The sequence below is a fragment of the Candidatus Methanoperedens sp. BLZ2 genome, assembly GCF_002487355.1.
Taxonomy (GTDB): Archaea; Halobacteriota; Methanosarcinia; order Methanosarcinales; family Methanoperedenaceae; genus Methanoperedens.
The window spans coordinates 51,176-75,942 of the sequence record NZ_NTMG01000083.1; the positions used below are offsets into that span (position 1 = coordinate 51,176).

At 41.0% G+C, this 24,767-nt stretch carries 28 protein-coding genes and 1 pseudogene; 22 read left to right on the forward strand and 7 right to left on the reverse strand.

The features are described from left to right. Positions 1–31 precede the first annotated feature (31 nt). The 3 genes from CL181_RS18130 to CL181_RS19895 all read right to left on the reverse strand — a co-directional run bounded on the left by CL181_RS18130 (position 32) and on the right by CL181_RS19895 (position 1,661). Complete coding sequence (locus CL181_RS18130) at positions 32–1,015, reverse strand: methyltransferase (protein WP_097300727.1); 984 nt, start codon at positions 1,013–1,015, stop codon at positions 32–34. A 69-nt stretch (positions 1,016–1,084) separates the two neighbouring features. Next, positions 1,085–1,477, reverse strand: a complete 393-nt coding sequence (locus CL181_RS18135) for a type II toxin-antitoxin system VapC family toxin (protein ID WP_176505318.1) — start codon at positions 1,475–1,477, stop codon at positions 1,085–1,087. After that, positions 1,461–1,661: a ribbon-helix-helix protein, CopG family gene (locus CL181_RS19895; protein WP_141398965.1), complete on the reverse strand. Its 201-nt coding sequence runs from the start codon at positions 1,659–1,661 to the stop codon at positions 1,461–1,463. Before CL181_RS19895 ends, CL181_RS18135 begins: the two co-directional genes overlap by 17 nt. Positions 1,662–1,752: 91 nt before the next feature. Between CL181_RS19895 and CL181_RS18140 the strand changes: the two genes are divergently transcribed. Then, entirely contained in the window at positions 1,753–2,334 is a 582-nt protein-coding gene (locus tag CL181_RS18140; RefSeq protein WP_097300729.1) for an NYN domain-containing protein, read from the forward strand. Positions 2,335–2,593: 259 nt separating this feature from the next. On the opposite strand, the gene CL181_RS18145 is transcribed toward CL181_RS18140, so the two are convergent. Next, a complete protein-coding gene (locus tag CL181_RS18145; protein WP_097300730.1) occupies positions 2,594–3,892 on the reverse strand; it encodes a tripartite tricarboxylate transporter permease in 1,299 nt (432 codons plus the stop codon). A 63-nt stretch (positions 3,893–3,955) separates the two neighbouring features. On the opposite strand from CL181_RS18145, the gene CL181_RS18150 reads away from it, so the two are divergent. The 10 genes from CL181_RS18150 (at position 3,956) to CL181_RS18195 (ending at position 13,838) form a co-directional block, all read left to right on the forward strand. Continuing rightward, complete coding sequence (locus CL181_RS18150) at positions 3,956–4,651, forward strand: uroporphyrinogen-III synthase (protein WP_176505319.1); 696 nt, start codon at positions 3,956–3,958, stop codon at positions 4,649–4,651. A gap of 60 nt (positions 4,652–4,711) precedes the next feature. Next, positions 4,712–6,055, forward strand: coding sequence for a cobyrinate a,c-diamide synthase (locus CL181_RS18155; RefSeq protein ID WP_097300732.1), 1,344 nt, complete (start codon positions 4,712–4,714; stop codon positions 6,053–6,055). Positions 6,056–6,185: 130 nt separating this feature from the next. Continuing rightward, on the forward strand, positions 6,186–6,716 hold the full coding sequence (locus tag CL181_RS18160) for a hypothetical protein (RefSeq protein WP_097300733.1): 531 nt from the start codon (positions 6,186–6,188) through the stop codon (positions 6,714–6,716). Then, a complete protein-coding gene (locus tag CL181_RS18165; protein WP_097300734.1) occupies positions 6,717–7,898 on the forward strand; it encodes an SPFH domain-containing protein in 1,182 nt (393 codons plus the stop codon). A gap of 10 nt (positions 7,899–7,908) precedes the next feature. Next, a complete protein-coding gene (locus CL181_RS18170; RefSeq protein WP_097300735.1) occupies positions 7,909–8,658 on the forward strand; it encodes a hypothetical protein in 750 nt (249 codons plus the stop codon). After that, complete coding sequence (locus CL181_RS18175) at positions 8,655–9,713, forward strand: hypothetical protein (protein ID WP_097300736.1); 1,059 nt, start codon at positions 8,655–8,657, stop codon at positions 9,711–9,713. Before CL181_RS18170 ends, CL181_RS18175 begins: the two co-directional genes overlap by 4 nt. Beyond that, positions 9,713–10,333: a hypothetical protein gene (locus CL181_RS18180; RefSeq protein ID WP_097300737.1), complete on the forward strand. Its 621-nt coding sequence runs from the start codon at positions 9,713–9,715 to the stop codon at positions 10,331–10,333. The genes CL181_RS18175 and CL181_RS18180 overlap by 1 nt, the downstream gene beginning before the upstream one ends. A 103-nt stretch (positions 10,334–10,436) precedes the next feature. Next, positions 10,437–11,747 (forward strand): cysteate synthase, encoded by a 1,311-nt coding sequence (locus CL181_RS18185; protein WP_097300738.1) that lies wholly within the window; start codon positions 10,437–10,439, stop codon positions 11,745–11,747. A gap of 35 nt (positions 11,748–11,782) precedes the next feature. After that, complete coding sequence (gene comE / locus CL181_RS18190) at positions 11,783–12,910, forward strand: sulfopyruvate decarboxylase subunit beta (protein WP_097300739.1); 1,128 nt, start codon at positions 11,783–11,785, stop codon at positions 12,908–12,910. A 190-nt stretch (positions 12,911–13,100) separates the two neighbouring features. Then, the gene (locus CL181_RS18195; protein ID WP_097300769.1) at positions 13,101–13,838 is read left to right on the forward strand and encodes a phospholipase D family protein; all 738 of its coding nucleotides are present in this window, start codon (positions 13,101–13,103) and stop codon (positions 13,836–13,838) included. 184 nt (positions 13,839–14,022) lie between these two features. Here the strand turns inward: CL181_RS18195 and CL181_RS21315 are convergent. Next, positions 14,023–14,637: pseudogene (locus CL181_RS21315) on the reverse strand (DUF5714 domain-containing protein). A gap of 274 nt (positions 14,638–14,911) precedes the next feature. Beyond that, positions 14,912–15,175: a hypothetical protein gene (locus CL181_RS18210; RefSeq protein ID WP_097300742.1), complete on the reverse strand. Its 264-nt coding sequence runs from the start codon at positions 15,173–15,175 to the stop codon at positions 14,912–14,914. Positions 15,176–15,358: 183 nt separating this feature from the next. Between CL181_RS18210 and CL181_RS18215 the strand changes: the two genes are divergently transcribed. The 9 genes from CL181_RS18215 to CL181_RS18250 all read left to right on the forward strand — a co-directional run bounded on the left by CL181_RS18215 (position 15,359) and on the right by CL181_RS18250 (position 22,008). Then, a complete protein-coding gene (locus CL181_RS18215; RefSeq protein ID WP_097300743.1) occupies positions 15,359–16,111 on the forward strand; it encodes a glycosyltransferase in 753 nt (250 codons plus the stop codon). 87 nt (positions 16,112–16,198) lie between these two features. Further along, positions 16,199–16,480: an HgcAB-associated protein HgcC gene (gene hgcC, locus CL181_RS18220; RefSeq protein WP_097300744.1), complete on the forward strand. Its 282-nt coding sequence runs from the start codon at positions 16,199–16,201 to the stop codon at positions 16,478–16,480. A gap of 21 nt (positions 16,481–16,501) precedes the next feature. Further along, positions 16,502–17,326, forward strand: a complete 825-nt coding sequence (locus CL181_RS18225; protein ID WP_097300745.1) for an arsenite methyltransferase — start codon at positions 16,502–16,504, stop codon at positions 17,324–17,326. A 44-nt stretch (positions 17,327–17,370) separates the two neighbouring features. Further along, complete coding sequence (metG, locus tag CL181_RS18230; RefSeq protein WP_097300746.1) at positions 17,371–19,392, forward strand: methionine--tRNA ligase; 2,022 nt, start codon at positions 17,371–17,373, stop codon at positions 19,390–19,392. 268 nt (positions 19,393–19,660) lie between these two features. Next, complete coding sequence (locus CL181_RS18235; protein WP_097300747.1) at positions 19,661–19,885, forward strand: hypothetical protein; 225 nt, start codon at positions 19,661–19,663, stop codon at positions 19,883–19,885. 61 nt (positions 19,886–19,946) lie between these two features. Beyond that, on the forward strand, positions 19,947–20,222 hold the full coding sequence (locus tag CL181_RS18240; protein WP_176505320.1) for a PIN domain-containing protein: 276 nt from the start codon (positions 19,947–19,949) through the stop codon (positions 20,220–20,222). Positions 20,223–20,231: 9 nt separating this feature from the next. Beyond that, complete coding sequence (locus tag CL181_RS21320) at positions 20,232–20,384, forward strand: hypothetical protein (RefSeq protein ID WP_255251632.1); 153 nt, start codon at positions 20,232–20,234, stop codon at positions 20,382–20,384. Continuing rightward, positions 20,384–20,512, forward strand: a complete 129-nt coding sequence (locus tag CL181_RS21325; protein ID WP_255251633.1) for a hypothetical protein — start codon at positions 20,384–20,386, stop codon at positions 20,510–20,512. Before CL181_RS21320 ends, CL181_RS21325 begins: the two co-directional genes overlap by 1 nt. Before the next feature lie 233 nt (positions 20,513–20,745). Next, a complete protein-coding gene (locus tag CL181_RS18250; RefSeq protein ID WP_097300749.1) occupies positions 20,746–22,008 on the forward strand; it encodes an ATP-binding protein in 1,263 nt (420 codons plus the stop codon). 147 nt (positions 22,009–22,155) lie between these two features. Here the strand turns inward: CL181_RS18250 and CL181_RS18255 are convergent, their stop codons facing one another. Further along, positions 22,156–23,478 (reverse strand): signal recognition particle protein Srp54, encoded by a 1,323-nt coding sequence (locus CL181_RS18255; RefSeq protein ID WP_097300750.1) that lies wholly within the window; start codon positions 23,476–23,478, stop codon positions 22,156–22,158. A 108-nt stretch (positions 23,479–23,586) separates the two neighbouring features. On the opposite strand from CL181_RS18255, the gene CL181_RS18260 reads away from it, so the two are divergent. Next, positions 23,587–23,790, forward strand: a complete 204-nt coding sequence (locus CL181_RS18260; protein WP_097300751.1) for a hypothetical protein — start codon at positions 23,587–23,589, stop codon at positions 23,788–23,790. Positions 23,791–23,901: 111 nt separating this feature from the next. Continuing rightward, entirely contained in the window at positions 23,902–24,762 is an 861-nt protein-coding gene (locus CL181_RS18265; protein ID WP_097300752.1) for a DUF1616 domain-containing protein, read from the forward strand. Positions 24,763–24,767: the final 5 nt, after the last annotated feature.

The following is a 24,767-nucleotide window of genomic DNA, read 5'->3' on the forward strand; positions in this document are numbered from 1 at the left end:
ATATAAAAAATTATGACATTTCACACTTATTTCAAGCTTTGAATCCCAGAATAAGCTGCTTTCCCTTCTTTGCAAGGTCAATAACTTCAATCCCCTGGAATCCTCCATCCTTTAGCCATTCACGATATTGCGCCTCAGACCAGGTATTTCCTTCTTCTGAGTTCGCAAGCATATTTACTGCAAAAATCTCAGCGTGTGGGCTTCTTCTCCGCACGAAATCCTCTATTGCTATCATCCCGTTCTTATTCAGTAAATCATGAACCTGCCTGATAAGTTTCCTGTTATTGTTTTCAGAATAAATATGGCAGATATTTCCCATGAACACAATATCAAATTTTTCGTTGAGAACATTTTCAAGAACATTTTCAATGTCTTTTGTGAAATCCCCTTTTACAAGGGTAAGATCCTCTATCTGGCTCAGGTTAAATGCTGTACTGACATAATCGATTACTTCCTCCATGTCAAAAAGAACTGCTTTTAGCCCCCTTTCAACAAAAGCTCTTGAATATTTTCCAGGGCCTCCGCCAAGGTCAAGCACATTCTTCGCGTCTTTTTTTCTCATCAGGGTCTGGCTTACTGCCTCCTCTGCTATCCTATCCGGCCTTGATGCCATAGCATGCATAAAAACTGGTATATCGCGGGGAACCGGTTCTCTTTCCGGCCTTTCTCCCCTTATAATATCGGGCAGCAAAAGCCATGATTTTAAGATGTTCATGAAATGAGGCAGATAACCGCCGACGTATTCTTCGCCGCGCAAAAGGAAAAGAGGACGGGCTTTATCTGCAATTATATACCTGTCATGCGATTTATCAACATATCCCATGGAACACAGCGCCTCAAGCACGATGAAAAGTGCCCTTTCATCCGCTTTGAGTTCTTCTTTAAGTGTTGCGAGAGACTTTTGCCTGTCAAGAGCCTGGAATATTCCTGCTTTCAGGGCAGAACCAAGCAATACAAGCTTATTTGCATCATCTCCTGCTTTTTCGATATCCAATTCCTCGTTTGAATTCCACATATTAGTTACCCCATTTATTAATTTTCTTCATGCGTCACATATAGGCTCCATAAGATTCACTGTGACTTTTCACCTTTCCAGATATATGACATCATTTAAGCCCTTGAAATGCGGGTCTCCGGTCAGGACCAAAGCGCCTTCTCTTTTTGCGGTTGCATATATTATAGAATCGCCAAGACCCCATTTCTTTTCATGCTTTATCTTTGCAGAATCAACAGCGATCTTTTTATCAACTTCATAAACATATGACCTTTGTTCCATGGCATTCCTTGAAGCCTCTGCGTAGCGATCGTTATCCGGACGAGAATAATCACTCAGAAACGAATTGTATACTTCTACAATATTTACCGTACTCACAATTACCTTATCCTGTGAGTTTTCCAATAATTCTTTGACCCTCTCCCCGGCGCAAGTTCCTTTAAAGTACTCGATCCATGCCCAGGAATCAACCAAGACGGTCATCTTCTTCCTCGTCCCTTTTGAATTCATGTAGCTCAGTGAACGTCCCAAAATACGATTTCTTAAGCCTCTTCTCTGATCGCAGAAGTGCCCTGATAACCTCTTCATAGGATTTGAGGTTCAATTCTTTCTTTAAAGCGTTCAATTCCTTGATGATATCTTCATGCATCTGGATGGAGGTTACCATTTTTTCACCTATAGAACTATAGGTAAGAGATAGATATAAATGTTTTTAGTTGTCTGGACTATCAAAATAATCTTGCTAATGGTGATCTGAAATGTCTAAAATATCTATTTTTATAGATTGGTCAAATATTTTTATTTATGCAAAGAATGTGGGGATTAAAATAGATCCATTGAGACTATGTGACCTTGTATCTAATAATGAACATGTAATCCAAAGGAATTATTTTTCTGCGCAAGACCCGAATAATGTAGGACAACAGCATTTTCATAATGGATTAAAAGAGCGTGGTTTTCTTGTATACACGCATGAATTAGTAGAACGGCCAGGAAAAATATACTGCCCTAACTGTCATATCGAAGTCAATTATACATGCTCAAATTGTGATACACCCGTAACCTTACCACCACATAAGTCAAAGAGAATTGATATTTTGATAGCGCTTAAGTTACTTCAGACTTCCCATTTATATGAAAAAGCGATATTAATAAGCGGAGACCAAGACTTCATTCCTATAATTAATCATCTCCGCCAGGAAGAAGGCAAGAAAGTAATAATTGCATCTTTTAGAGAACCATTGTCATATGAATATCGCGCATCATGCGATGAGTTAATAATTTTAGATGATCACATTGAAGAGATAAAACAGATTGTTAAACCACGTGGAGGGTTATAAACCTGATGAACTGATGTTCCACCACGTGGCAATTTATGTTATTATATTATACGACATTTGCCAGATATATAATTTTCGCTTCAAAATTAATTATACATATATAACACAAAACTTAATTTATGGGACAAATGTTCTCATAAAAATGCATATCCTGATACTGACCGTTAATTATTGTATATGAACCAGGACGGGTGCGCCAATTCACCCGCTACCTCCGGTGCAACTTCCATTAGCCGTCTAAATGGAATATCTCTATTTTTCACAAAAAATACAATATCACCGGCAGCATTATGACCCCCATGGCATTTATCTTCCTGATCTTCGCATACGATGCTATCATTCCAACAGGCGTGGATATCATAAATATGATAAACCCGAACCAGCCTGTGAACATAAAGACCATAATTGATAATCCCGCTAACACAGCTGCACATAATTTCGAATAATTGATCCTTGATAGAAATCCCGAAATCCTGTCGCCAAGATAAATCGTAGTAAAATATGAAATTGCAGAAACAAAGATTATAACGATCAGTAAAAGAATAATGACCGAATAATCCCATTCACTGACTTTCACCAGCTGATCGATCGCGACCATTGCACCGCTTCTTGCTTTTCCAATAATGAAAAGAGCAACCAGGCTGAAAATAGCATTCGCGGTATTAGCGCTGCTTATTGAAACCATGAATTCTTTTGATGACATGCTATCCTTTTCCTCGCGGACAATGAGCCTTGCAAGAAGCGTACCGACAGCTGATGATACACCCGGAAGCCATGCCACAAAAGATCCTGCCGCAGTCCCTGTCACCATTCCCCTGATAATCCTCTTTTTGGGAAGCACGAACATGCAGTTCTTCTGCTGAGGCGGCAATTCGGATTTTGTCATAAGGCTGATAACAAGCATGGAAGCGCCGAATAATCCCGAAAGCAGGGGCAGGAGAATTGAGGGCTCACCGAATTTTACAAGGGGCTGCATCAATACTGTATTGTCAAATGCAAATATACCAAGGAACCCTGAAATGAAAAAAAGGAGAATTGCATAAAACTTGAATTTAAGATGCACAAGTGACCCCTGTCCTTCCACATATTCCCCATTTTCTGTGGCTATCATCAATACTACAATCAAAACGAGGATCCACCCGATGTATGCATTGATCATTCCATATATTTTCCAAAAGAAAAAAGCCATTGGGATCGCCATTATCAAGGATACAATGACCGCCCCGGCGCTTCCGATAGAGGAAAGGCGTATTGCCTCAGCGCCCCTTCCCTCCATGAGGAGCGCATGACCGGGGAGCACAGCAAGCGCGGTATCTGCTTCAGGCGCACCCAGGAATATTGAGGGAATTATGTCAAGAAATGTGTGGGCTATCGAATTTGAAAGTATTATCACCGCAATATAGAATGGGGCAAAACCGATTCCTGAAAGAAAAGGCGATATCGCAACGAGTATTAAGGCGAAATTATTTACGTGTATCCCCGGCGTAAGACCTGAAATGATGCCAAGCAGGAAGCCGAACATTATTGATATTATCAGGATTGTCAGGGAGATGTCCATGGATTTCTCCTGAAAGCATCTCATAAACAAAAGGGTTATGTTTTCAAGTGTGATTTTAGCTTTGTGAAAATCGCAGTAACTAAACTTGAAGAAAAATCCGAAGGTGTTCATGAACTATTCAGGAGCTATGGCCATGAAGCAGTAATATTATCAACGATGCGCGCGGCTGACCCATCTGACCCGGAGCCGCTTTTAAGGTTATGCCATATGATCTCGAAAGAAAAGATAGATATTCTTATTTTCACAAGCTCACTTGGCGTTGAAAAGCTTCTCGATAAGGTAAAGCCGGGAAAAAAAGTGAGAATCGTAAGCGTGGGGCCAAAAACCGCAAAGAAAGTGGAAGAATACGGATTGAAAAGTGAGGTAATTGAAAAATTCTCATCCGATAATTTCGCAGATTATCTTGGTGATATTTCAGGAAAGACTATCGGCGTCGCCCGTGCACAAGTTCCGAATCCTGAATTGACCGGATCATTAGTATCAAAAGGCGCTATTATCATCGAAGCCCCAGCGTATCGGTTGGAGCCGGCCGGGAATAGTATCCTGGAGGTATTAAACGATGTTGATGCGGTGATTTTCACAAGCGCTAAATCCTTTGAGCTTTCAGGTTTCAAATCTGAAAATGCTAAAAAAATAAGATCAATTGCGATCGGGCCAAAAACTGCTGATGCTATGAGGAAAAGTGGGATACATCCAGATTTTGTGGGAAATGGGACGTTAGAGGATTGTCTTTCTTCATTATATCAATATTTAACATGAAATTAAATACTTTGAAAAATAAAGAAAGCTCATAATGGTCTATCCAGGAAAAAAAAGAATATGGTAGATAAAACAAAGGCGCTATTGATCGCAGGGACCGCCAGTGGCGTGGGAAAAACCACGGTCGCAACAGGTCTTATGGCCGCCCTTGGCAAAAATCACAAAGTTCAGCCTTTCAAGGTTGGTCCTGATTTTATCGACCCGGGGCATCATACGCAGATTTGCGGCCGACCATCAAGGAATCTTGACAGCTTCATGATGGGAGAAAGAGGTGTACTGGAAACATTCGCGCGCGCATCCAGGGGTGCTGAATATTGCATAATTGAAGGTGTCATGGGCTTATTTGATGGCCTCGATGCAACCGAGATCGCAAGTTCTGCCCATATTGCAAAAATCCTGGATGTGCCGGTTCTACTTGTTATTAATGCACATGGTGTATCGCGAAGTATCGCCGCTATTGTAAAAGGTTTCTCTGAATTTGACCGCAGTGTCAGCATTCAGGGAATAATACTCAATAATACAGGAAGCGACAGGCATATTAAGCTTATCAGGGATTCGCTGCATGGCGCAGGGATCAAAATTCCTGTTATCGGCGCGCTTCCAGGAAACAAAGAATTATCAATCCCGTCACGGCATCTTGGCCTTCATATGTCCGGTGAAAATCATCCGAAAACTTCAGAGCGTGCTAATTTTATTGAACAGCATATCAATATGGATTCAGTAAAAATAATAGCAGAGAATTTTAAACCGTATGATATTGATTTAAAGGAATCAAATGTGAGATTCGATGTAAAGATAGGCATCGCCAATGACAGAGCATTCTGCTTCTATTACCAGGATACATTTGATTCCCTCAAAATTTCAGGAGCAGAACTTATCTTTTTCAGTCCGATGAGCGATAGGCTGCCGGATGTTGATGGCATCTATCTTGGAGGAGGGTATCCTGAATTATTTGCCAAGGAGCTTGAAGCCTCAGGCACACGCCATGAAATAAAAAAAGCAGCAGAAGATGGGATGCCCATATATGGCGAGTGCGGCGCGCTTCTATATCTTTGTAACAGTCTCAAAACCGATAAGGCTTATAAAATGGCAGGAGTGTTTGGCGCAAGTTCAAGGATGACAGGAAAGCTCCAGGGCTTAGGTTATACCGAAGCTGAAGCTATTATGGATTCTCCGATCGCGAAAAAAGGCAAATTAATACGGGGACATGAGTTCCATTATTCCATAACGGAATGCGACAGGGATGCACGCCTTGTGTATCGATTACGCAGGGGAAAAGGGATTATTGAAGGGCGGGATGGTTTAATAGAACATAATACAATGGCAAGTTATATGCATACGCATCCGGCTTCTAATTCATTCGATGAGTTCCTGCGACAATGCAGTAAATATAAATCAAGATAATATAATTAAACTATAATCTAAAAATATTTTTCATGATCATGTATTTTATTAATAAAAAGATTTAATTACAATGAAATAATTGTCCCCCTAAATTTTGGAAAACATTATACAATTTTAAAAGGGTGAAAAAATGACAGACCTTCGAACACGAGTTGAAGATGATAGGGGACTATTAAAAAAGATCGAGCTTTTCATACCCGGTTTTAAAGGATACCGCAAGCGTGAGGATTTGCGGGCCGCAGACAGCCTGCTAAGGCAACAGCTTGCCAGGCGAATGGGTGAGATAAATAAAAAATTCGAGAATTGCAGGGAAGAGCTGACAAGAGCCCTGGAACTTGCGCTCATTTCGGATATGGGCGATGTATTGAAATTATCAAGGCAGATAGAAAATAAGATAAGGCATACAGAGCAGGGATATTCAGGGGTATCAGCAGATATCCGGATAAAAGAAGAAGAGCTTAATAAAATGTATGAATGGGATCTCTCGCTTCTTCAAACAATAGAATCCATCGGGAAAACAGCAGACGAACTCAATAGTTCCATAATAATCTCTGACGGCACAGCAGGGCAGAAAATGAAAGATATAAAAAAGGCATTGAAGGATTTTAATTTAATATTCGATAAGAGGATTTCTATAATTACAGGACTGGAGGTAAGTTAGATGTTATTTGATAAAAAAACCCCCACAACAGCTGGTTCAGGTGGAAGTATACTTGGATCGACCACTTTCATGTGGGATGATGCTGCAAAAGGCGAAAATGTAATATTCAGGATACCAAGGAACCTTATCTGGAATGATAATGTGGTTGTCAGGGAAGATGAGTATGCGGTTTTCCTCAGGGATGGGAAAATACTGACAGTACTTGATCGCCCGGGCAGGTTCGGGCTCTCAACACTTAATATTCCTGTACTTACAGAACTCCAGAGAATAGTAACTGGTACCCAGCCTGTAGCTGAAGCATATTACGTCCAGCGCAGGGAACTGAGAAGTAAATTCGGAAGTGCCGAGCCAATGGTATTCAGAGACCAGGATTTCGGAATTGTCAGGCTTAGGATTTTCGGGCAGTTCGCTTATAAAGTTGTTAACCCCATACAGTTCATTACCCAGTTTGTGGGGACAAAAGGATTCAGCGACAGCGACCAGGTAGTGAGCTGGCTAAAAGGCGAAATTATCATGCAGCTCAATGATACTCTCGGTGAGCTCAAATCTAAAAAACAATTATCAGTCTTAGATATACCTGCAAATCTTGAAGAGATCGAACAGATGCTGCTTTCAAAGGTTGAGACAAACGTAGCTGAGTACGGGCTAAAGGTCATGCGTATAGCAGAACTTAACATTAATCTCCCCGAAGAAGTTCAAAAAGCCGTTGATACGCGCTCTGGCATAGGCGCACTGGGCTTAACAGACCAGAGACAGAAGGAAGCATTTATTGCTTTCCAGGCTGGAAGTGCCATGCGGGATGCTGCAAAACAGGAAGGTGGGGCAGCAGGCGCCGGGGCAGGGGCTGGAGTCGGCCTGGGGGCCGGCATGGGAATGGGAATGATGATGGCTTCCCAGATGGGACAAACTATGCAGCCGCAACAGCAACAGCAAGCACGTCCAAATGGAATAAAATGCCCCTCATGCGGCGCTGACTTACCTTCCGGTTCTAAATTCTGCACTAATTGCGGAAATAAGATCGGAGGGGGCATATCATGCCCGAAATGCAAAGCAGATATCCCGGCTGGTTCAAAATTCTGCCCTGGCTGCGGATATAAGATTATCTCAAATTGCCCGAAATGCAATGCTGAACTTGCACCAGGGGTTAAGTTCTGTCCATCATGCGGCACAAAGATAGAATAGGAAGGCAATAATGGAAATAAAATGTCCTCAATGCGGTGCAGATGTCAAAGCCATAGAAGGCCAGACATTTTTAACTTGTGAATATTGTTCATCTGCCATTTACATTGATAAAAGCAAAATTGTATTCCATTATATGCTAAAATCCACTATTGATGAGGTTGCAGCCGCAGCATCACTTCGGCGCTGGATGGCGGGAAGTTCTACTGTGAAAGGTCTGGATAAGGAAGCAGCGATATCAGGGAAGGAATTTGTATATTTCCCGATATGGTATTTCAAGATAAAACAGGGGGAAAAGGAGGCCATAAAGATACAACCCGCATTACCTGCCCCATTGCCCGGAATAAGAACAATGGTTATCCCTGCCGGAGATTTCCGGTTCTATGGACAGGAAGATGCAGGTAACCCGGCCATAAAAGATCCCACTGTGTTGTACTCGTCAGCAGTGGAATGGCTGAAAAAAGAAGCCGTAGATGTGTCCAATATCACCCAGAGCGCTCTTGTCCATATACCGCTTTATATTTTTCATTATAACTACAAAAACAATGCATATACAGCCATAGTGGATGGCTCGTCAGGCAAGATCATGGCTTCGGAATACCCATCCAAACAGGAGATGCCTTATTTTCTCGTTGGAGGTGGAGCCGCAATAATATTTTTCCTTGAAGGTATGTCAATGGATTTCCCGCAAGTACTGGGAGCATACATAATAACTGCAATAATTGTTGTTATCGCAGCAGTATTCGTTGCTGAGAGGGTATGAAAATGGATTCAGGCAAGCATGAAATAATAAAGGGGCTAATGTGTCCTGGCTGTGGGGGGACAGTTGAGCTCAAGGAAGGAAATAACGTCCTTAAATGTACGTATTGTGAGATACCTCTTCTTGTAATGGGAGATGAGGGCGTCATACAATATTATGTAAAAAGCAAGGTCAATGAAACTGATACAAAAGCCGTGGCAAAAAACTGGTTCGGTAAATTCGACAAGGATAGGAAACTGAAAACTGGAGCTGAGTTCACTGAGATATTCCTTGTCCATCTGCCATTCTGGAGATCCATCGGCCAGGTATGCGGCTGGATTTTCGGGAATAAGATACATCATGAGACACACCGGGACAATAAAGGTAATATGCACACTACTACACGAAAAGAACCGGTTGAACGCATGATCATGAAAGAATATATCTGGAATAAAGCGGCCTGCGATGTTTCTGAATTTGGCGTTGAAGAAATAGACAATTCAGGGATTTCCGGGAACCTTGAACCCTTTGATATCTCAACAGTTGAAAAACAGGGAATGGTGTTTGAACCAATGCATTCAAGAACAGACGCCGTTTTAGAGTCAGAAAACTGGATGTTAGGCCAGGCAAAAAGAAGTGTGGATATAGATGAAGTTACTTTCCAGAAACTTCATTCTATAGGGAAAAAGTTATCTGTTATTTATTATCCTCTCTGGATTGTCAGGTATAAATTCAAAGACAGGAATTACCAGCTTGTAATTGACGGTCTTCACAACAAGCTTCTGTATGGGCGTGCACCCGGCAGCACCATTTACAGGGTTAGTATGTTCATCGCAAGCCTGATGATAGGGAATCTCATACTTACGACATCGCTTCGGCTATTTTCTGAGGGATCAAACGAATTAATAATTGCGGGTGCAATAGCAGGTATTGCATTGATAATCTTTGGTTTCAGTAAATTCAGGTATGGTGGTGAGGTAATTGAAGGAAAGACAACAGGATTGAAAGCAAAGGGTCTTCAGGAGACCTTCAATTCATTAAAAGAAATTGGTTTTGATAAATACACCGGGATGAGATAATGACTGAGCATTCAGGATTAAGACTTATACCTTTAAAATGCAAAAAATGCGGATATCTTCTAAATGCAGATACCAGAGACGTAGTATATTATTGCGGCAATTGCGATTCAGGTTTTGAACTTATCAATGAAAAAGACGAAATTGTTCCTGTGAATATTGATTTTGCAATTCCGAATAAAAATATGGATACTGAGAAAATATATTTGCCTTTCTGGGTTTTTGACGCAGATATCAAAATCAATTCAAGAGATGCAGCAGGAAGCATCACAGGTTTTATCATGAATATTTTTGGCAAAGAAGATAAACATGGTGGAAAATTCTATGTTCCTGCATTTGAGACATCATTGGAAAATATCCGCAAACTTGGGCTTGAATTCACAAAGAGCCAGCCTGAGTTCAATATGATAAAAAAGGGCAAGCTGAACGGATGTTCTTGTTCAAGTAAAGATGCTGAAAAGATCGCTGATTTCATTTTCCTGAGTATTGAAGCAGGGAAATCCGATATGTTAAAAAATATTACATATTCGCTTGGACTTTCATCTCCGAAAGTAATCGCGGTGCCTTTTTACAAATTAAGTGGTTCAGGCATGATAGATGGTATAATTGGTATAAGTATATAATGATTGGACAATCGTATTTTTTATAAAAAATAATGTCCCATTACGGGCAATTCTGTGCATCCAATGGATAAAACTATATACTCATTGATTGAAACTATTAATTATGACAATAAGTGAAACCGTGTGCCGTGGGAGCATTTTAGACCAGAATCCTGCCATCACAATACCTGAGAACCAGAAATACGATCTTGTATGTACAGGCTGCAAAACTGCTTATTTTAACGATCGGCTCAAATGTGATTCCGACAATGGCCTGCTGCGCACAAATTACAGGAACAAAAAACTTGAATTAAAAGATGCTCCCGGAATAGGAAAATTCCATGACTGGCTGCCTGTTAATGAACTCATCACCACTGATTCAGGCCCGGTAACATACAGGAGCACAGAACTTGCACAATATCTTGGCCTGAAGAATCTTTTCATCGGTTTCAACGGCTACTGGCCTGAAAGGGGAGCAAACATAAAAACATGCAGCTTCAAGGAGCTGGAAGCTTTTCCAACGCTATCAAAATTCAAGAACTCAGGTAAATCCCTTGTCCTTGCTTCTGCCGGGAATACGGCGCGGGCTTTTGCCCATGTGTCTGCAATGACAGGCGTAAATGTTTACATCGTGGTGCCCGGAAGCGGAATATCAAGAATGTGGCTGCCGGAAGAGCCCACGGATTCAATTCATTTTATACAAATGGGTAATAAATGCGATTATACAGACTCTATTCACCTTGCAGAAAGACTTTCCGCCGCTCCGGGTATGCAGGCTGAAGGCGGTGCAAGGAACGTGGCACGAAGAGACGGTATGGGAACAGTGATGCTTGATGCATCGATTTTTATGAAACGGATTCCGGATCATTATTTCCAGGCAATAGGAAGCGGAACAGGAGGAATAGCAGCATGGGAAGCAGCACTCAGGCTGCTTGAAGACGGAAGATTTGGTACGGCGCTCCCGCAACTTCACCTTTCTCAGAACCTTCCATTTGTACCCATGTACAATGCATGGGAAGCAGGGCGGCGCGATATTATAAAAGATATTGATATGCCTGAGCCCAAAAAACTCATTCATGAGATGTATGCCGATATCCTCTCTAACAGGGAACCGCCATATTCAGTACCAGGAGGCGTATATGATGCGTTGTGTGCAACGAATGGCAGTATGTATGCGATATCCAACGATGCTGCGAAGAATGGTGTAACATTATTTGAAGATCTTGAAGGCATTGATATCTTCCCGCCGGCAGGAGTTGCAGTTGCCTCATTGATCGAAGCAGTAGATGCCGGAAAAGTGAAAAAGGATGATTATATCGTGTTAAATATCACAGGCGGCGGAGTAAAACGCGTTGAGCAGGATCATAAACTTTATAAGATCGAACCATCTGCATATGCCGAGAATGCGAATGTTCCCCTGGAAGAGATAATTTAATATTGGATTAACATAAAAATCGCAGATAAAAGCAAATGAATGCAGATACTCCGGAACAGAAAGTCGTCGATATACTTAAACAAAACAGGATCGATATTGCAGCTACACTCCCATGTGACCGGATCAAGGCGCTGCTTCCGCTTATTGCCCGGAACATAAAAACACTTCCTCTCACGCGGGAAGAGAATGGTGCAGGGATATGCGCAGGTGTTTATCTTGGATGGGGGCGGCCTGTTATGGTCATCCAGAGCACCGGCATCGGCAACATGATAAATGCTCTTCTTTCACTTAATCTTACATACAGAATCCCTCTTCCGATAATCACAAGCTGGCGCGGTGTTTATAAAGAATCGATAGAAGCTCAGTGGCAGCTTGGGAGGAGGTTGCCTGAGATCCTGGCAGCTTCAGGAATTAAGTTTACGATCATAGAATCACTAAAAGAAATCGAACGACTGGATGAAGCGATCAAAGAATCCTTCAATAACTCTCATCCGCATGTTATTTTGATGTCTCCTGCTATCTGGGAGGGTTCAACATGCGAAATTCCCGAACCCATGGATATATGCAGCAGGAACATTGAACTGGTATTCAGTGTAACCATAAAAAAACCGGTTTTAACAAGATACGAAGCGATCAGGACCATTGTGGAAACGATTGATGAAGATGAAGATATAATCGTCTCCAACCTGGGTATCCCATCAAAGGAATTATTTGAGATAAGGGACAGGGAACTTAATTTTTACATGCTTGGTTCAATGGGGCTTGTTTCATCGATAGGCCTGGGTCTTGCAATTAATCAAAAAAGGCATGTATATGTGATTGACGGAGATGGAAGCCTGCTTATGAATCCGAATGCACTGATAAGCATCGGGGAATATCCAACTACAAACCTGACAATTATTTCTATTGACAATGCATCATACGGCTCAACCGGGAACCAGGAGACATGCACGCAAAGCCTGATCGACCTTGAACTGCTGGCAAAAGCAAGCGGAATAAACGATACAGTAAAAGCGCATTCTCAGGATGATCTAAGCGAAGCCCTGAGGCGCAAAGCACAATTCATTCATGTAATCGTAAAACCAGTGAATGCCAAATGTAAAGAGATACCTTTTTCTGCTAATGAAATAAAGAAAAGGTTCATGAGAGCATTGAAGGAATAAAATATATGAATTTCATGTCTTCCATACTATCTCCTATAATCAGTTATTGAATAACCGCAATATCTCTTAAGAAATAAGTAAGGAAAGAACAACTATAAATTTTGTGGGTTTATATGAGGCTGGAAGTGGAACAAGGCGAAGAATTTAGAAAAGTATATGAATGAAAAAAGCTTTAAATCGAAGAAGGAATATGGCAAAATTCATAAATACTAGAAAAGCGGTTTCAGAAATTGAAGACCTGATAAAAAATGCAGGTGAAAAACTTATTCTTGTTTCTCCCTATCTAAAACTTTCTAAAGACTTTAAAGAATTACTGACTTATCGTAACAGTAAAGACAAGATAACAACAGTAATTTTTGGAAAACAAGCATTGAATCCGGATGAAATGAAGTTTTTACAAGAACTTCGTTTTGTAATTCTAAAATTCAACGAAGATTTGCATGCTAAATGCTATGTCAATGATGACAAGATGGTAATCACCTCATTGAACCTATATGCGTTTTCAATGGCTAACAACAAAGAGATGGGTGTTCTCATTGACAAAAATGACTCTGTTGACAAACAACTTTTTGAAGATGCAATGAAAGAGGTTGACTACATAAACCAAACAAGTCAACGCTTCGACTTTGGTGGGCCTAAAATAGCACATTCTAATAATCCGACAGAGAATAAAACAAATAATACTAAGCAAACAAACAATAAAAGTAAAAAGACAGGTTACTGTATTAGGACAGGCATTGAAATTCCATTCAATATCGATAAGCCTTTTAGTTATGATGCATTTAAAAAATGGAATGAGTTTAGCGACCCCAACTATCCCGAAAAATTCTGCCATTTTTCAGGTGAGCCATCAAATGGCGAAACAAGCGCGAACAAACCAATCATGAAAAAGAATTGGAAAAAAGCACACGAAATTCACGGATTATGATTGTTTGATATTTTCATACCAGCGCGCAAAGCCAATGACCATTTAAATGCTATATTGGCGCGCAGCAATGGGATTTCACATCTGCGTTTATCTGTGTTCATCCGCGGTTTCAAATTTTCAAAATTCCTCATATATCCTGAAATATCGGCGCCGATATTTTAATATTTAAATTATTATATATTATTCAATGATCTGATTTATCGCTTACCCGCAAAATACCTGCAATCAGCATAAGAACACTGCTTATTCCTGTGACTGTGCTCACATTTAAGTCTTGAACGGGGATGTGATCAAGCTCTACTCCAAGGACTTCTTTGAAATACTGTAAAGCCGATTCAATAGCTGCATATGTACTGCGTTTGCAGCACCTTACACCGCTGTTCACGGCTATGGCGGCAAGCGCACGGGAAGTCATTTAATTTGCAGTCCGGCGTTCATAATCAGATAGAGGAGTGGCCTTCATTATCGTAGAGAGTGCAATACCCGTTGCTATTGCTGCCGCATCTGCCCCGTAAAGGCCGCAATAGCCGCCAGGAACAGTGGCGCTGCGGCGTATAGCCTCCTTTATGTCTTCATCCGTCGCTTTCCCTGTCATGTTCTTATATGCTGTAACAAGCACAGCGGCTATCATGGCATGGTGTTCAGGCCCGTGCATGGGCATTACCGGATGTTTCATAATGGTTTTGGCCATTTCCATGGGATTCTTTGAGTTTGAAGAAAGGCAGAATTGTGTAATTATCTTGATCGAATCGCTTGCATGACATTCGTTGCAAACATAATGTCCCGATGGGCAATGTATATTGGCGGATTCTTTTTTCCCACTTCCATTTTATCCATTTAATAACATATTATCAGATACAATATATGAATTATTGCCTATTACGATAATCTTATTATCTATTATGAATATGTAGCGTTACTCCCCTGCCAAGGTGGCGGAACGGCCACGCAATCGCCTGCAGAGCGATTCCAATCCGGTTCGACTCCGGACCTTGGCTTCTTTTTTTCATTGAATATGAACTGATAAGCGTAATATACTGCAAAAAAAAATAAAAATAATTCAAAATCCAATTTTATGCGTTACCGTGACATTCATGCACAAAATCAGTTATTTTTCCGATTACGTAGCCACAACTTACTATAAATGGTTTGTCTATTATCGTTATCTTTAGATTTTTTATTCCATCCCATTCAAAATGTGCTTTAACACCGCTGCCCTCCATGTCGCCACTGTTTCCGGGCGGGACATGAATTCCAGCGCCCTCAAGTTTTTTTTTCATGCATGTAAATACATCTGGTGGCACGTTATTATACGTTATTGGATTACATCCTGACATTTTATAACCTCCATTAATAATACTTATGATTATGTATATATTTTTCTGTTGTGTCTTAGTTTTGAGTACAGATATTATTTTTTGCTTCTTTTCACTCAGGAACTCCTGAATATTCTCTTAATTATAAATGGGCAAGTTTAATAACATTTAACTATATGAAATCTCTAATATTTGGAGAAAATTATGGATAAAATAGCTCCGGAAATTTCAGTTATCGTTCCAGTCCTTAATGAAGCCAAATACCTCGAGCCAACGCTTGATTCGATTGTTAACCAGAACACAAACACCCCTTACGAGCTGATAGTGGTTGATAATGGGAGCACTGATGGAAGCCTGGATATCGCAAAGAGATACACGGACATTGTGCTCCGGTGTGAGGAACCTGGAATCGGGGCAACGAGGCATTTTGGCGCTATAAATTCAAATGATAATAGCAGATATTTTGTATTCATTGATGCAGATACCATTATCCCGGGATATTTTCTGGCCTACATATACGAAGCATTCAAAACCAATCCTGATCTCATTGCATTTTCAACTGGTTTTAAATTTTCAGAACGATCAAAGAAAATAAAATTCGCAGAAGGTGTTGCAAATGAATATTTTTCATTGCGGGATAAATTGAATTCAGTGACTTTACCAGGATTCAATACAATAGTCCGGCGTAGTGTATATTTTAAATGTGGGGGATACCATAACGTCCTGCTCGAGGACGTTGATTTCAGCAGGCGGATAGGCAGGCTTGGAACTGTGAGGTACTTTCCCCAGATAAAAGTGGTGAACTCATCCCGGCGTCTTGAGGCAACAGGGCTTCTTGGAACTCTCTACTATTATTCGCAATTAGACCTGGGCTGGGAGTTGAACTCGACATGGGTCGATAATCTGACAAAGAAAGTGGGGATAGCTGATCTGCGCAAATATATCGGTATTCGCTGATGTTCATTTTTTTCCACTAACTCAGATTTTTCTGATTAATCAGCAAAGTATAAATATTCAGAAATCCCTCTTACAGTGAGGATAAAAATGACCCAAAAAGATAAAAACGAATCTTGCTGCGGATCCGATGCTGGCGATGCCAGGTCAAGCTGTTGTAAGGTGGAATCCATGATAAGCGTTGATGAGCGCGGACAAATGGTGCTGCCGAAAGAGATCAGGGAAAGGGCAAATATCCATGCGGGTGATAAACTGGCGGTTGTAAGCTGGGAAAAGGACGGGAAGATAAGCTGTCTTACTTTGATCAAGGCTGAAGAACTTGCGGAAATAGTAAAAGACATGCTTGGGCCATTGATAAAAGATGTACTCTAAAATGAAAAAGGAGAGATCAATTTGAAAGAAGAAGATATAAAAAAGAATGTTCGGGAAGGCTATGCAAAAATTGCGACAAAAGGGAAATCATGCTGTTCACCTGCAACTTCCTGCTGCGGAAGCGAAGGGCGCGCAGTAGAAATAAGCCAGAAAATAGGCTATGGAAAAGATGAAATTGAATCCGTTCCTGAAGGCGCAAATCTGGGGCTTGGATGCGGGAATCCGGTAGCTCTGGCAACACTTAAGCCTGGTGAAATTGTTCTTGACCTGGGTTCTGGCGCAGGGTTTGATTGTTTCCTTGCAGCAAAAAAAGTAGGAGCCAGCGGGAAAGTCATAGGTGTTGATATGACTCCTGAGATGTTAGAAAAAGCACGGGAAAACGCCCGGAATGGGAATTACACGAATGTGGAATTCAGGCTTGGTGAGATCGAAAACCTGCCTGCTGCGGATAATTCTGTTGATGCTGTCATATCCAATTGCGTAATCAATCTGTCTCCTGATAAAGAGCAGGTTTTTAAAGAGGCTTTCAGAGTCTTGAAACCTGGATGCAGGTTAATGGTTTCTGATATTGTATTGCACAAAGAACTTCCTGAGGTCATTAAGAATTCAGTTGAATCGTATATCGGATGTCTTTCAGGTGCGATCAAGAAGGACGAATACATAAAAACAATCAAAGACGCAGGATTCAAAGATGTCAGGATAATCGATGAGACAAAATATCCGATAGAGTTAATGGCAAATGACCCGACAGCAAAGGCAATTATCGAGAATTTCAATATTCCGGAGGATGAACTGAAAAGTATAGCTGATTCAACGGTGAGTATCAAGGTACAGGGAATAAAATAATTTTTACAGAAACATATTTTATAAAGAAATCCCATGTAGCACCCATGTCAAACTTTCCATCTGATAAACCTGTTCTTGTTACGTGTGGGCTTCCTTATGCTAACGGCAAATGCCATATCGGGCACCTGCGTACTTATGTACCGGGTGATATTTTTGTACGGTCACTCAGGAAACAGGGACAAGAGGCAGTATTCGTATGCGGTTCTGATGCCCATGGTACTCCGATCGTGGTAAATGCAGAGGAGCTAAAGATAACTCCAACAGAACTTGTTAATAAATACCATAAGCATTTTGAGAGTATTTTCAAAGCGATGGAAGTGGAATTCAGTATCTTCGGTAATACCGATTCACCCACAAATCATGCAAGAACGAACAGCATTGTGGAAGCGCTGATCGACAGGGGGTATGTCTATCCCCGGGTCATAAGACTTGCCTATTGCCCGTATGATGAGCGATTCCTTCCTGACAGGTATGTTGAAGGGATATGCCCTTATTGCGCAAAACCAGCACGCGGTGACGAATGCGACCAGGGATGCGGAAAACATCTTGAACCCGGTGAGATCAAGAATGCTAAATGCCGCATATGCGGGAATCCTGCAGAATACCGCGAGCAGGAGCATTTCTTTTTCAAGCTTTCGTCTTTTGGAGGCTTCCTTTCGGATTACCTTAAAACGCTCGGGGGTACATCCAATGCCATCAATTATGCAAAAGAATGGGCAAAGGAATTGAAGGACTGGTGCATCACGAGAAATCTCGAATGGGGCGTCCGTTTCCCTGGTCATGAAGACCTGGTTGTGTATGTATGGGTGGATGCGCCAATAGGTTACATCTCGTTCACAGAGGAATGGGCAAAAAAAACAGGCGGCGACTGGGAAAAGTACTGGCGGCGTGATTCGCGCATAATTCACTTCATAGGAGAGGATATCACATACCATCACTGCATATTCTGGCCTGCGATGCTAAAAGGAGCAGGTTATACACCGCCGTGGGCTGTTGTTGCTTCAGGCATGCTGAAAATAGATGATAAGAAATTTTCAAAGAGCCGCGGGTATGTAGTATGGGTGGATGAGGATTACCTTGATCATGGTTTCCATCCCGACCTTTTGCGGTATTATATTGCAAATTACACATCCCATACAAAAGAATTAAATTTCTCATGGAAAGTGTTCCAGGATAAGGTCAACAACGAACTTGTGGGAGCGCTTGGTAATTTCCTGCACAGGACGCAGCATTTTGCCCAGAAGAATTTCGGCGCTGTCCCGGATGGGAAAGTAGATAAAGAAATTCTTGAAAAAATAAAGGTGACTATTGAAACCGTGGTTGCGGCTCTTGATGAATATGAGTTCAAAAAAGCCACCGATGCAATGATGGAACTTGCTGCATACGGAAACTCGTATTTCCAGTCAAGAGAGCCCTGGGCGCTCATAAAGACAGATAAAGATGAATGTGCCCGTGTTGTTAAGAACTGCCTCCAGATAGGAAAGGCGCTCATCCTGTTGTTTGAGCCTACCCTTCCGGGAAATATGGAAAAGGCATGGAAACAGCTCAGGATTCCGGGTGATGTTCACAGCGCACGGTTTGAAGATGCGCTAATCGAGATACCTGCAGGGGAATTAAAAGTACCTGAGATATTATTCACAAAAATTGAAGATAAAAAGATCAAGGAAATGGAAGCCATCCTTGATAAAAGGATAAAGATTGCAATGTCAAAAGAGAAAAAGCACGAAGAAGAAGCAAAGGAAGAAAAGACCGAGATAACATATGAAGAGTTCCAGAAACTTGATATCAGGGTCGGGAAAGTATTGTCTGCAGAGCCCATCAAGGGTTCGGATAAACTGCTGAAACTGGAAGTGGATATTGGCGAGAAGCGCCAGATCGTTGCAGGGATCGCAAAATCCCATGATCCCTCAGAGCTTGTGGGCAGGCAGGTCGTTGTGATGGCAAATATGAAGCCTGCAAAGCTCTTTGGCGTGGAATCGCGCGGGATGGTGCTTGCCGCGGATGTTGAAGGTGCGGTGCTGCTGATGCCTGAGAAAGAGGTGAAGGAAGGGACGAGGGTGAGGTAAGCTTACTATCAGGAATTTCATGGCCGATATAGAACGGAAAAGGTTTCTCCAGAAACTTAAGAAACTTGAAATTCAAGGCAATACTTGAAAAATAAGTGAATAAATAAAATACGTTTTATTTCCTGCTTATATGCAATTTTTGCCTAGCCTTTTGAACGATTATTTTGTGTTTCTATTCAAAACTGGCAGATGAAAAGATGGACTTGATGAAATACAAATTGTACTAAAGTTTAATAACCATTCTGTCCATTAATTAAAGAGATAAAACATGGAAGTCGCTCATAGCAAGATAACCCGAAATAAACATATCGAAATCCCGGATAAGATCCTTGAAATGCTGGGTCTTAGATCAGGAGAGGAAATCAGGATGACAGTGATCAATAAGAAATTGATTGTTGAAGCATCTTCCGATCCGGTTGATGAACTTGCTGGCATAATTGAACTCAAAGAAGCAGAAGCTGAAGAGCTCATAGAATCTAAAGGGTGGTATTAATTGTCTTTTCTCCGGATTGTAAAAGGGACAAATGTATATATTGATGCCAATATATTTCTCTATGTGGCATTCAAACAGAAATATATGGAAGACAGAAAAAATCTATGAACTGACAACGTGCTGGGATGCTTTGAATAAGATATTATCCATGAATATCACGGTACTGGATACTCCCATGGATTTCAATCTTGTTATGAATATTTGCAGAGAGTACAAATTATTGACACGGGATGCCCTGCATGTTTCTGTGATGAGAACTCACGGAATAACTCAGATAGCAACAAACGATGGAGATTTCAAAAAAGTGCCGGAGATAAGTGTTCTGACACCATCTTAAAAGGATGTTATGACTGCTAAGGAAAAGCAAGGCGCTTTGACCATCAAGGATTTTGATAAACTCTTGAAACTGGAAATTGATATCTGCAAGAAGTGCCAGATAGTTGCCGGGATCGCAAAATCCCATGTCCTTGCGAACTTGTGGGGCAGCTGGTCGTTGTGATGGCAAATATGAAGTCGGCAAAGCTTTTCGGAGTGGAATCGCGCGGGATGGTGCTTGCCGCGGATGTTGAGGGCGCAGTGCTGCTGATGCCGGAGAAAGAGGTGAAGGAAGGGACGAGGGTGGGGTAAAAAATCCGATCATAGTTTTCCGAAAAGAAGATTATCAACCACAGAGTACTCAGAGAGCACCGAGCTTTGTCGCTTTTCTCTGTGTACTCTGTGCTCTCTGTGGTTTTTCAAATAGAAGATAAAGAAAAGTTTTAAAAATCCAAAACAAAGACATTGAAATGTCATAAAAAATCAATTTTTATAACATCAGGATGTAATTAAATTTAAATATCTATAACATCATACTGTAATTCATGCAATTCGAAGACCTCGAAAGATTTAATCCATGGTGGAAAACAGGACAGGTCAGGGCAGGATTGTTGAAGGAATTCAGGAGAAAGACCTATTTTGAAATAACAAAATACCTGGATAAAAAGCAGATCATCCTGATATGGGGCTTAAGAAGAGTTGGTAAAACAACCCTGATGTTACAGCTAATTTCAGACCTTTTAACAAAAACAAATCCGAAGAACGTTTTATATTTCTCTTTTGACGAGATAGCTTTTGACCTGAAAAATGTGCTTGAGAGCTACCAGAAAATCATCCTGAACAGGACTTTTGACGAAACAAGGGAAAGCATTTATATCTTTCTTGATGAAATACAAAAAATACCTGACTGGGAGAACAAGCTCAAAACATACTATGACCTGTATCCGAACATCAAGTTCTTCACTTCAGGCTCAGCTTCAGTTGCATTACGAAAAAAATCAAGTGAAAGTCTTGCGGGAAGAGTACTGGATTTTCTCCTGAAACCGCTTTCATTTCCCGAATTTCTTGAAATGAATGGGAAGGATGTTACCAAAATAAAGGAAAATCCGGATATCTGGAAGCGTGAAATTCTCCCGCTTTTCTACAGGTATATGAAATACGGCATGTTCCCTGAGCTTGTCAATGAAGATGATGAGGAATTCGCAAGAAAATATATTTTAAATAATATTATAGAGCGAATAATCTATAAAGATCTGCCTGGAGAGTTTGAAATCAAAGATGTGGAACTTCTTAAAAATTTGATATATCTATTGGGAAAAAATCCTGGAATGATCGTAAATTTCAGGGAAATTTCCAAGAATCTCGGAAAAGACCAGAGAACTATTGCAAATTACTTCGAATATCTGGAATTCGGTTTATTGATAAGATTTGTTTTCAACTATCGTGGAAGCCCGATGGCAAGTCTTCGGAAAATGAAAAAGGTATATTTATCTACCCCGAATATTGCATTCGCTTTTAATCAGGACATGGACAGGATATTTCCATTTTTACTGGAAAATATTATTGCCACACAGACCGATGCAAAATTCTTTTATAGAAATGGTTTTGAAATTGATTTCGTAATTCCAGATAATGATAAACTGATAGCAATAGAGGTCAAGAAAACTGAAAAAGATATAAAGCAGATAAGAAAATTCAGGGAAGAATTTAAAGGCAGGATCAAAAAAGCCATAATAATCGACCTTGAAAAGGAAGGGGTTGTTGAAGATATCGAAATAATCCCTGCATGGAAGTTCCTATTAAATTAGCAGGATTTTTCCATTATCGGAGATAAAGGGGGCGTTGCGGAAACATCGGAGGGGATGGATGCGATGCCGCTGCCCCATTAACAATATAAATCTCATTCCTTATAAATATTTTCCATGATCATATTATCATAATCAAAATTGTGGACATCACATTCCAAATTTTTTCATCATTTTCTGCATGTTGAATTTTCCGCCGCCACCCATACCTTTCATGGTCTTTTGCATCATTTTGTGGTATTTCAGAAGTTCCCTTACCTCATCATATTTCGTTCCCGACCCCCGCGCTATCCGTGTGATCCTTGGGCTGTTGATGTGTTTCGGGTCTTCAAGCTCTTTGTCGGTCATGGAATCCATGATATACTTGTACTTTTTCATTTTTTCCTGGGTAACGGCGAACATATCATCCGAGACCTTCATTCCCAGTTTTCCCAGCGGTATCATGGACATGACCTGCTTAAGTGGGCCCATTTTGTTCACTGCTTCCATCTGCTTGTACATATCTTTAAGAGTGAATTTCCCGCTGAGCATTGATTCCATGTCAAAATCTTCTGCTTTCAGGGTCTCCTCGGCTTTTTCAAGCAGGGATTTGAGATCCCCCATTCCAAGGAGGCGTGAAATGAACCTGTCAGCTTCAAACCTCTCAAGGTCATCGGGAGTTTCACCAACCCCGATAAAAGCAATAGATGAATCCGTATCGGAAACCGCGGATAAAGCGCCTCCACCTTTGGCTGTTCCGTCAAGCTTTGTTATGATAACACCGGTTATCCCGATAGATGAATTGAAAGCTTTTGCCTGATCGCTTGCAAGCTGACCCATGGCCGCATCAAGAACAAGGAACTTGTGATCCGGTTTTGCAGCCTGGTGAATATTCTCCATTTCCTTAATAAGGTCTGTTTCAAGGGCATGCCGTCCCGCAGTATCTATTATCTTGACATCGAATTTTTCAATTGCTTTGAGGCCGCGCTGTACAATACCAACAGCATCTTTCACATCTTTTTCCCCATAGAAAAAAACGCCGCTCCTTTCACACAAAGTCTTTAACTGGTCATAAGCTCCAAGCCTGAAATTATCTGCGCATATGACAGCAGCTTTCAGTCCTTTTCTCTGGAAATAGCGGGCAAGTTTAGCAGTCGTTGTGGTTTTTCCGCTTCCCTGGAGCCCCACCATCATTATTGTCTGGGGCGCAAGCTTGACGTTTGCGCTTTTTCCAAGGATATTTATCAATTCCTGGTAAACGATGCGTATCACATGCTCTCTTGGATTCATACCGCTTGGCGGTTCTTCCTTGAGTGAGCGCTGCTTTATTTTCTGGGACAGCGCCATTACATGCTTTACATTCACATCCGCCTGCAGCATGGCGCGCTGAATATCCCTGACTACATCATCCACTAACTTTTCATCGATCCGGCCTGCGCCGACTAATTTTTTAAGGGCATCCTGAAGCGAGCCCCCAAGTTTATCCAGTACCATATTTTCTTTCCATTTTGAAGATTATCGTATTAAGCCTTGATTTTAGTTAAAAGTATTGCATGATTTGAAGGATAGATATATAATAATTCCGATTGTTACAGATAGTGCATGAGTATAGAGTACACAGGAGTTAATAAAGAGACTGTAGCAGGAGAGATAAAGAATTATCTTGATGCCTGTCCTGAAAATACGGTATTTAAGATGGTTATTAATTCAAAGAGGGGTTATCTTCGGCTAAAAATTAAGAATGCAAGTAAGAGCCGTCTGAAAACATTGATCGGGAAATTAAGAAGAAAAAAGCCCGGCCCTTAATATCAAATATAATCCTATTCCTGATAAATGGGTGTACCCAAAGAGTTTATTAATCAGTAATTATGTTGAGTGTTGTTGTTGTTCGATCCCCTGATTAAGGATTTGTTCTGAATGAAAGCACCCGAAAAACCCTCTTTTGATCTTATATTAATATTTATTTGGACTGTACTGACTCTTATATTTGTCCAGGACCCCATGTTAAGTGAAACACCTTTAAGAACGGTACTGGGGATTCCCATGGTACTTTTTATTCCAGGTTATGTGCTTGCTGCAGCATTATATCCAAAAAGGCAAGACCTTGAAGAGGTGGAGAGAGTCGCCTTGAGTTTTGGTCTCAGTATAGCAGTAGTACCTATCATGGGTTTGCTGCTCAATTTCACCTTCGGGATAAGCCTTATCCCCATCCTTCTCTCGCTTTCATCATATACAATAGCCCTGGTGATAATAGCAGTATACAGGAGGGAAAGATTGCCTCCAGAAGAGCGGTTCTCGGTTACATTCCACAGGGTTTATGTGATAATCAACAATGAGATCAATTCCCCTAAGAGCAAAAGAGACACCATTATTATTATTATTCTTGTATTATCCGTTACCTTTGCCGCAGGCATGTTCTATTTCGTGATTACAACTCCCATTATCGGAGAAAGATTTACTGAATTTTATATTCTTGAACCATCAGGAAAAGCGCAGAATTATCCGACAGAGCTAAAATCTAATTCTCCCTCAAGAATTCTTGTCGGCGTGGTGAACCACGAGTATATTCCTATTAATTATACAATTGAGGTAGCGCTTGACAAAGAAGTATTGACAGATACATCGTTTATGCTGGCTCATAATGAAACATGGGAAGAAAATGTAACTTTTGTACCTGACAAAACAGGTAGTAACCTCAAGCTTGAGTTCTTGTTGTTCAGGGAAGATAATTTCACCTTGCCTTATCGTCAGCTGCACCTATGGGTTAATGCAAAATGAAAAGC

Bases quoted from the DNA above. Each gene is read 5' to 3' on its own strand.
- CL181_RS18135 (WP_176505318.1), bottom strand. From the start codon at position 1,477: ATGACCGTCTTGGTTGATTCCTGGGCATGGATCGAGTACTTTAAAGGA.
- CL181_RS18175 (WP_097300736.1), top strand. From the start codon at position 8,655: ATGAAAATGGATTCAGGCAAGCATGAAATAATAAAGGGGCTAATGTGT.
- CL181_RS19895 (WP_141398965.1), bottom strand. From the start codon at position 1,661: ATGGTAACCTCCATCCAGATGCATGAAGATATCATCAAGGAATTGAAC.
- metG (WP_097300746.1), top strand. From the start codon at position 17,371: ATGTCAAACTTTCCATCTGATAAACCTGTTCTTGTTACGTGTGGGCTT.
- CL181_RS18180 (WP_097300737.1), top strand. From the start codon at position 9,713: ATGACTGAGCATTCAGGATTAAGACTTATACCTTTAAAATGCAAAAAA.
- CL181_RS18235 (WP_097300747.1), top strand. From the start codon at position 19,661: ATGGAAGTCGCTCATAGCAAGATAACCCGAAATAAACATATCGAAATC.
- CL181_RS18265 (WP_097300752.1), top strand. From the start codon at position 23,902: ATGAAAGCACCCGAAAAACCCTCTTTTGATCTTATATTAATATTTATT.
- CL181_RS18170 (WP_097300735.1), top strand. From the start codon at position 7,909: ATGGAAATAAAATGTCCTCAATGCGGTGCAGATGTCAAAGCCATAGAA.
- hgcC (WP_097300744.1), top strand. From the start codon at position 16,199: ATGACCCAAAAAGATAAAAACGAATCTTGCTGCGGATCCGATGCTGGC.
- comE (WP_097300739.1), top strand. From the start codon at position 11,783: ATGAATGCAGATACTCCGGAACAGAAAGTCGTCGATATACTTAAACAA.
- CL181_RS18140 (WP_097300729.1), top strand. From the start codon at position 1,753: ATGTCTAAAATATCTATTTTTATAGATTGGTCAAATATTTTTATTTAT.
- CL181_RS18240 (WP_176505320.1), top strand. From the start codon at position 19,947: ATGTGGCATTCAAACAGAAATATATGGAAGACAGAAAAAATCTATGAA.
- CL181_RS21325 (WP_255251633.1), top strand. From the start codon at position 20,384: ATGGCAAATATGAAGTCGGCAAAGCTTTTCGGAGTGGAATCGCGCGGG.
- CL181_RS18185 (WP_097300738.1), top strand. From the start codon at position 10,437: ATGACAATAAGTGAAACCGTGTGCCGTGGGAGCATTTTAGACCAGAAT.
- CL181_RS18195 (WP_097300769.1), top strand. From the start codon at position 13,101: ATGGCAAAATTCATAAATACTAGAAAAGCGGTTTCAGAAATTGAAGAC.
- CL181_RS18155 (WP_097300732.1), top strand. From the start codon at position 4,712: ATGGTAGATAAAACAAAGGCGCTATTGATCGCAGGGACCGCCAGTGGC.
- CL181_RS18210 (WP_097300742.1), bottom strand. From the start codon at position 15,175: ATGTCAGGATGTAATCCAATAACGTATAATAACGTGCCACCAGATGTA.
- CL181_RS18160 (WP_097300733.1), top strand. From the start codon at position 6,186: ATGACAGACCTTCGAACACGAGTTGAAGATGATAGGGGACTATTAAAA.
- CL181_RS18255 (WP_097300750.1), bottom strand. From the start codon at position 23,478: ATGGTACTGGATAAACTTGGGGGCTCGCTTCAGGATGCCCTTAAAAAA.
- CL181_RS18165 (WP_097300734.1), top strand. From the start codon at position 6,717: ATGTTATTTGATAAAAAAACCCCCACAACAGCTGGTTCAGGTGGAAGT.
- CL181_RS18250 (WP_097300749.1), top strand. From the start codon at position 20,746: ATGCAATTCGAAGACCTCGAAAGATTTAATCCATGGTGGAAAACAGGA.
- CL181_RS18215 (WP_097300743.1), top strand. From the start codon at position 15,359: ATGGATAAAATAGCTCCGGAAATTTCAGTTATCGTTCCAGTCCTTAAT.
- CL181_RS18260 (WP_097300751.1), top strand. From the start codon at position 23,587: ATGAGTATAGAGTACACAGGAGTTAATAAAGAGACTGTAGCAGGAGAG.
- CL181_RS18130 (WP_097300727.1), bottom strand. From the start codon at position 1,015: ATGTGGAATTCAAACGAGGAATTGGATATCGAAAAAGCAGGAGATGAT.
- CL181_RS18145 (WP_097300730.1), bottom strand. From the start codon at position 3,892: ATGGACATCTCCCTGACAATCCTGATAATATCAATAATGTTCGGCTTC.
- CL181_RS21320 (WP_255251632.1), top strand. From the start codon at position 20,232: ATGACTGCTAAGGAAAAGCAAGGCGCTTTGACCATCAAGGATTTTGAT.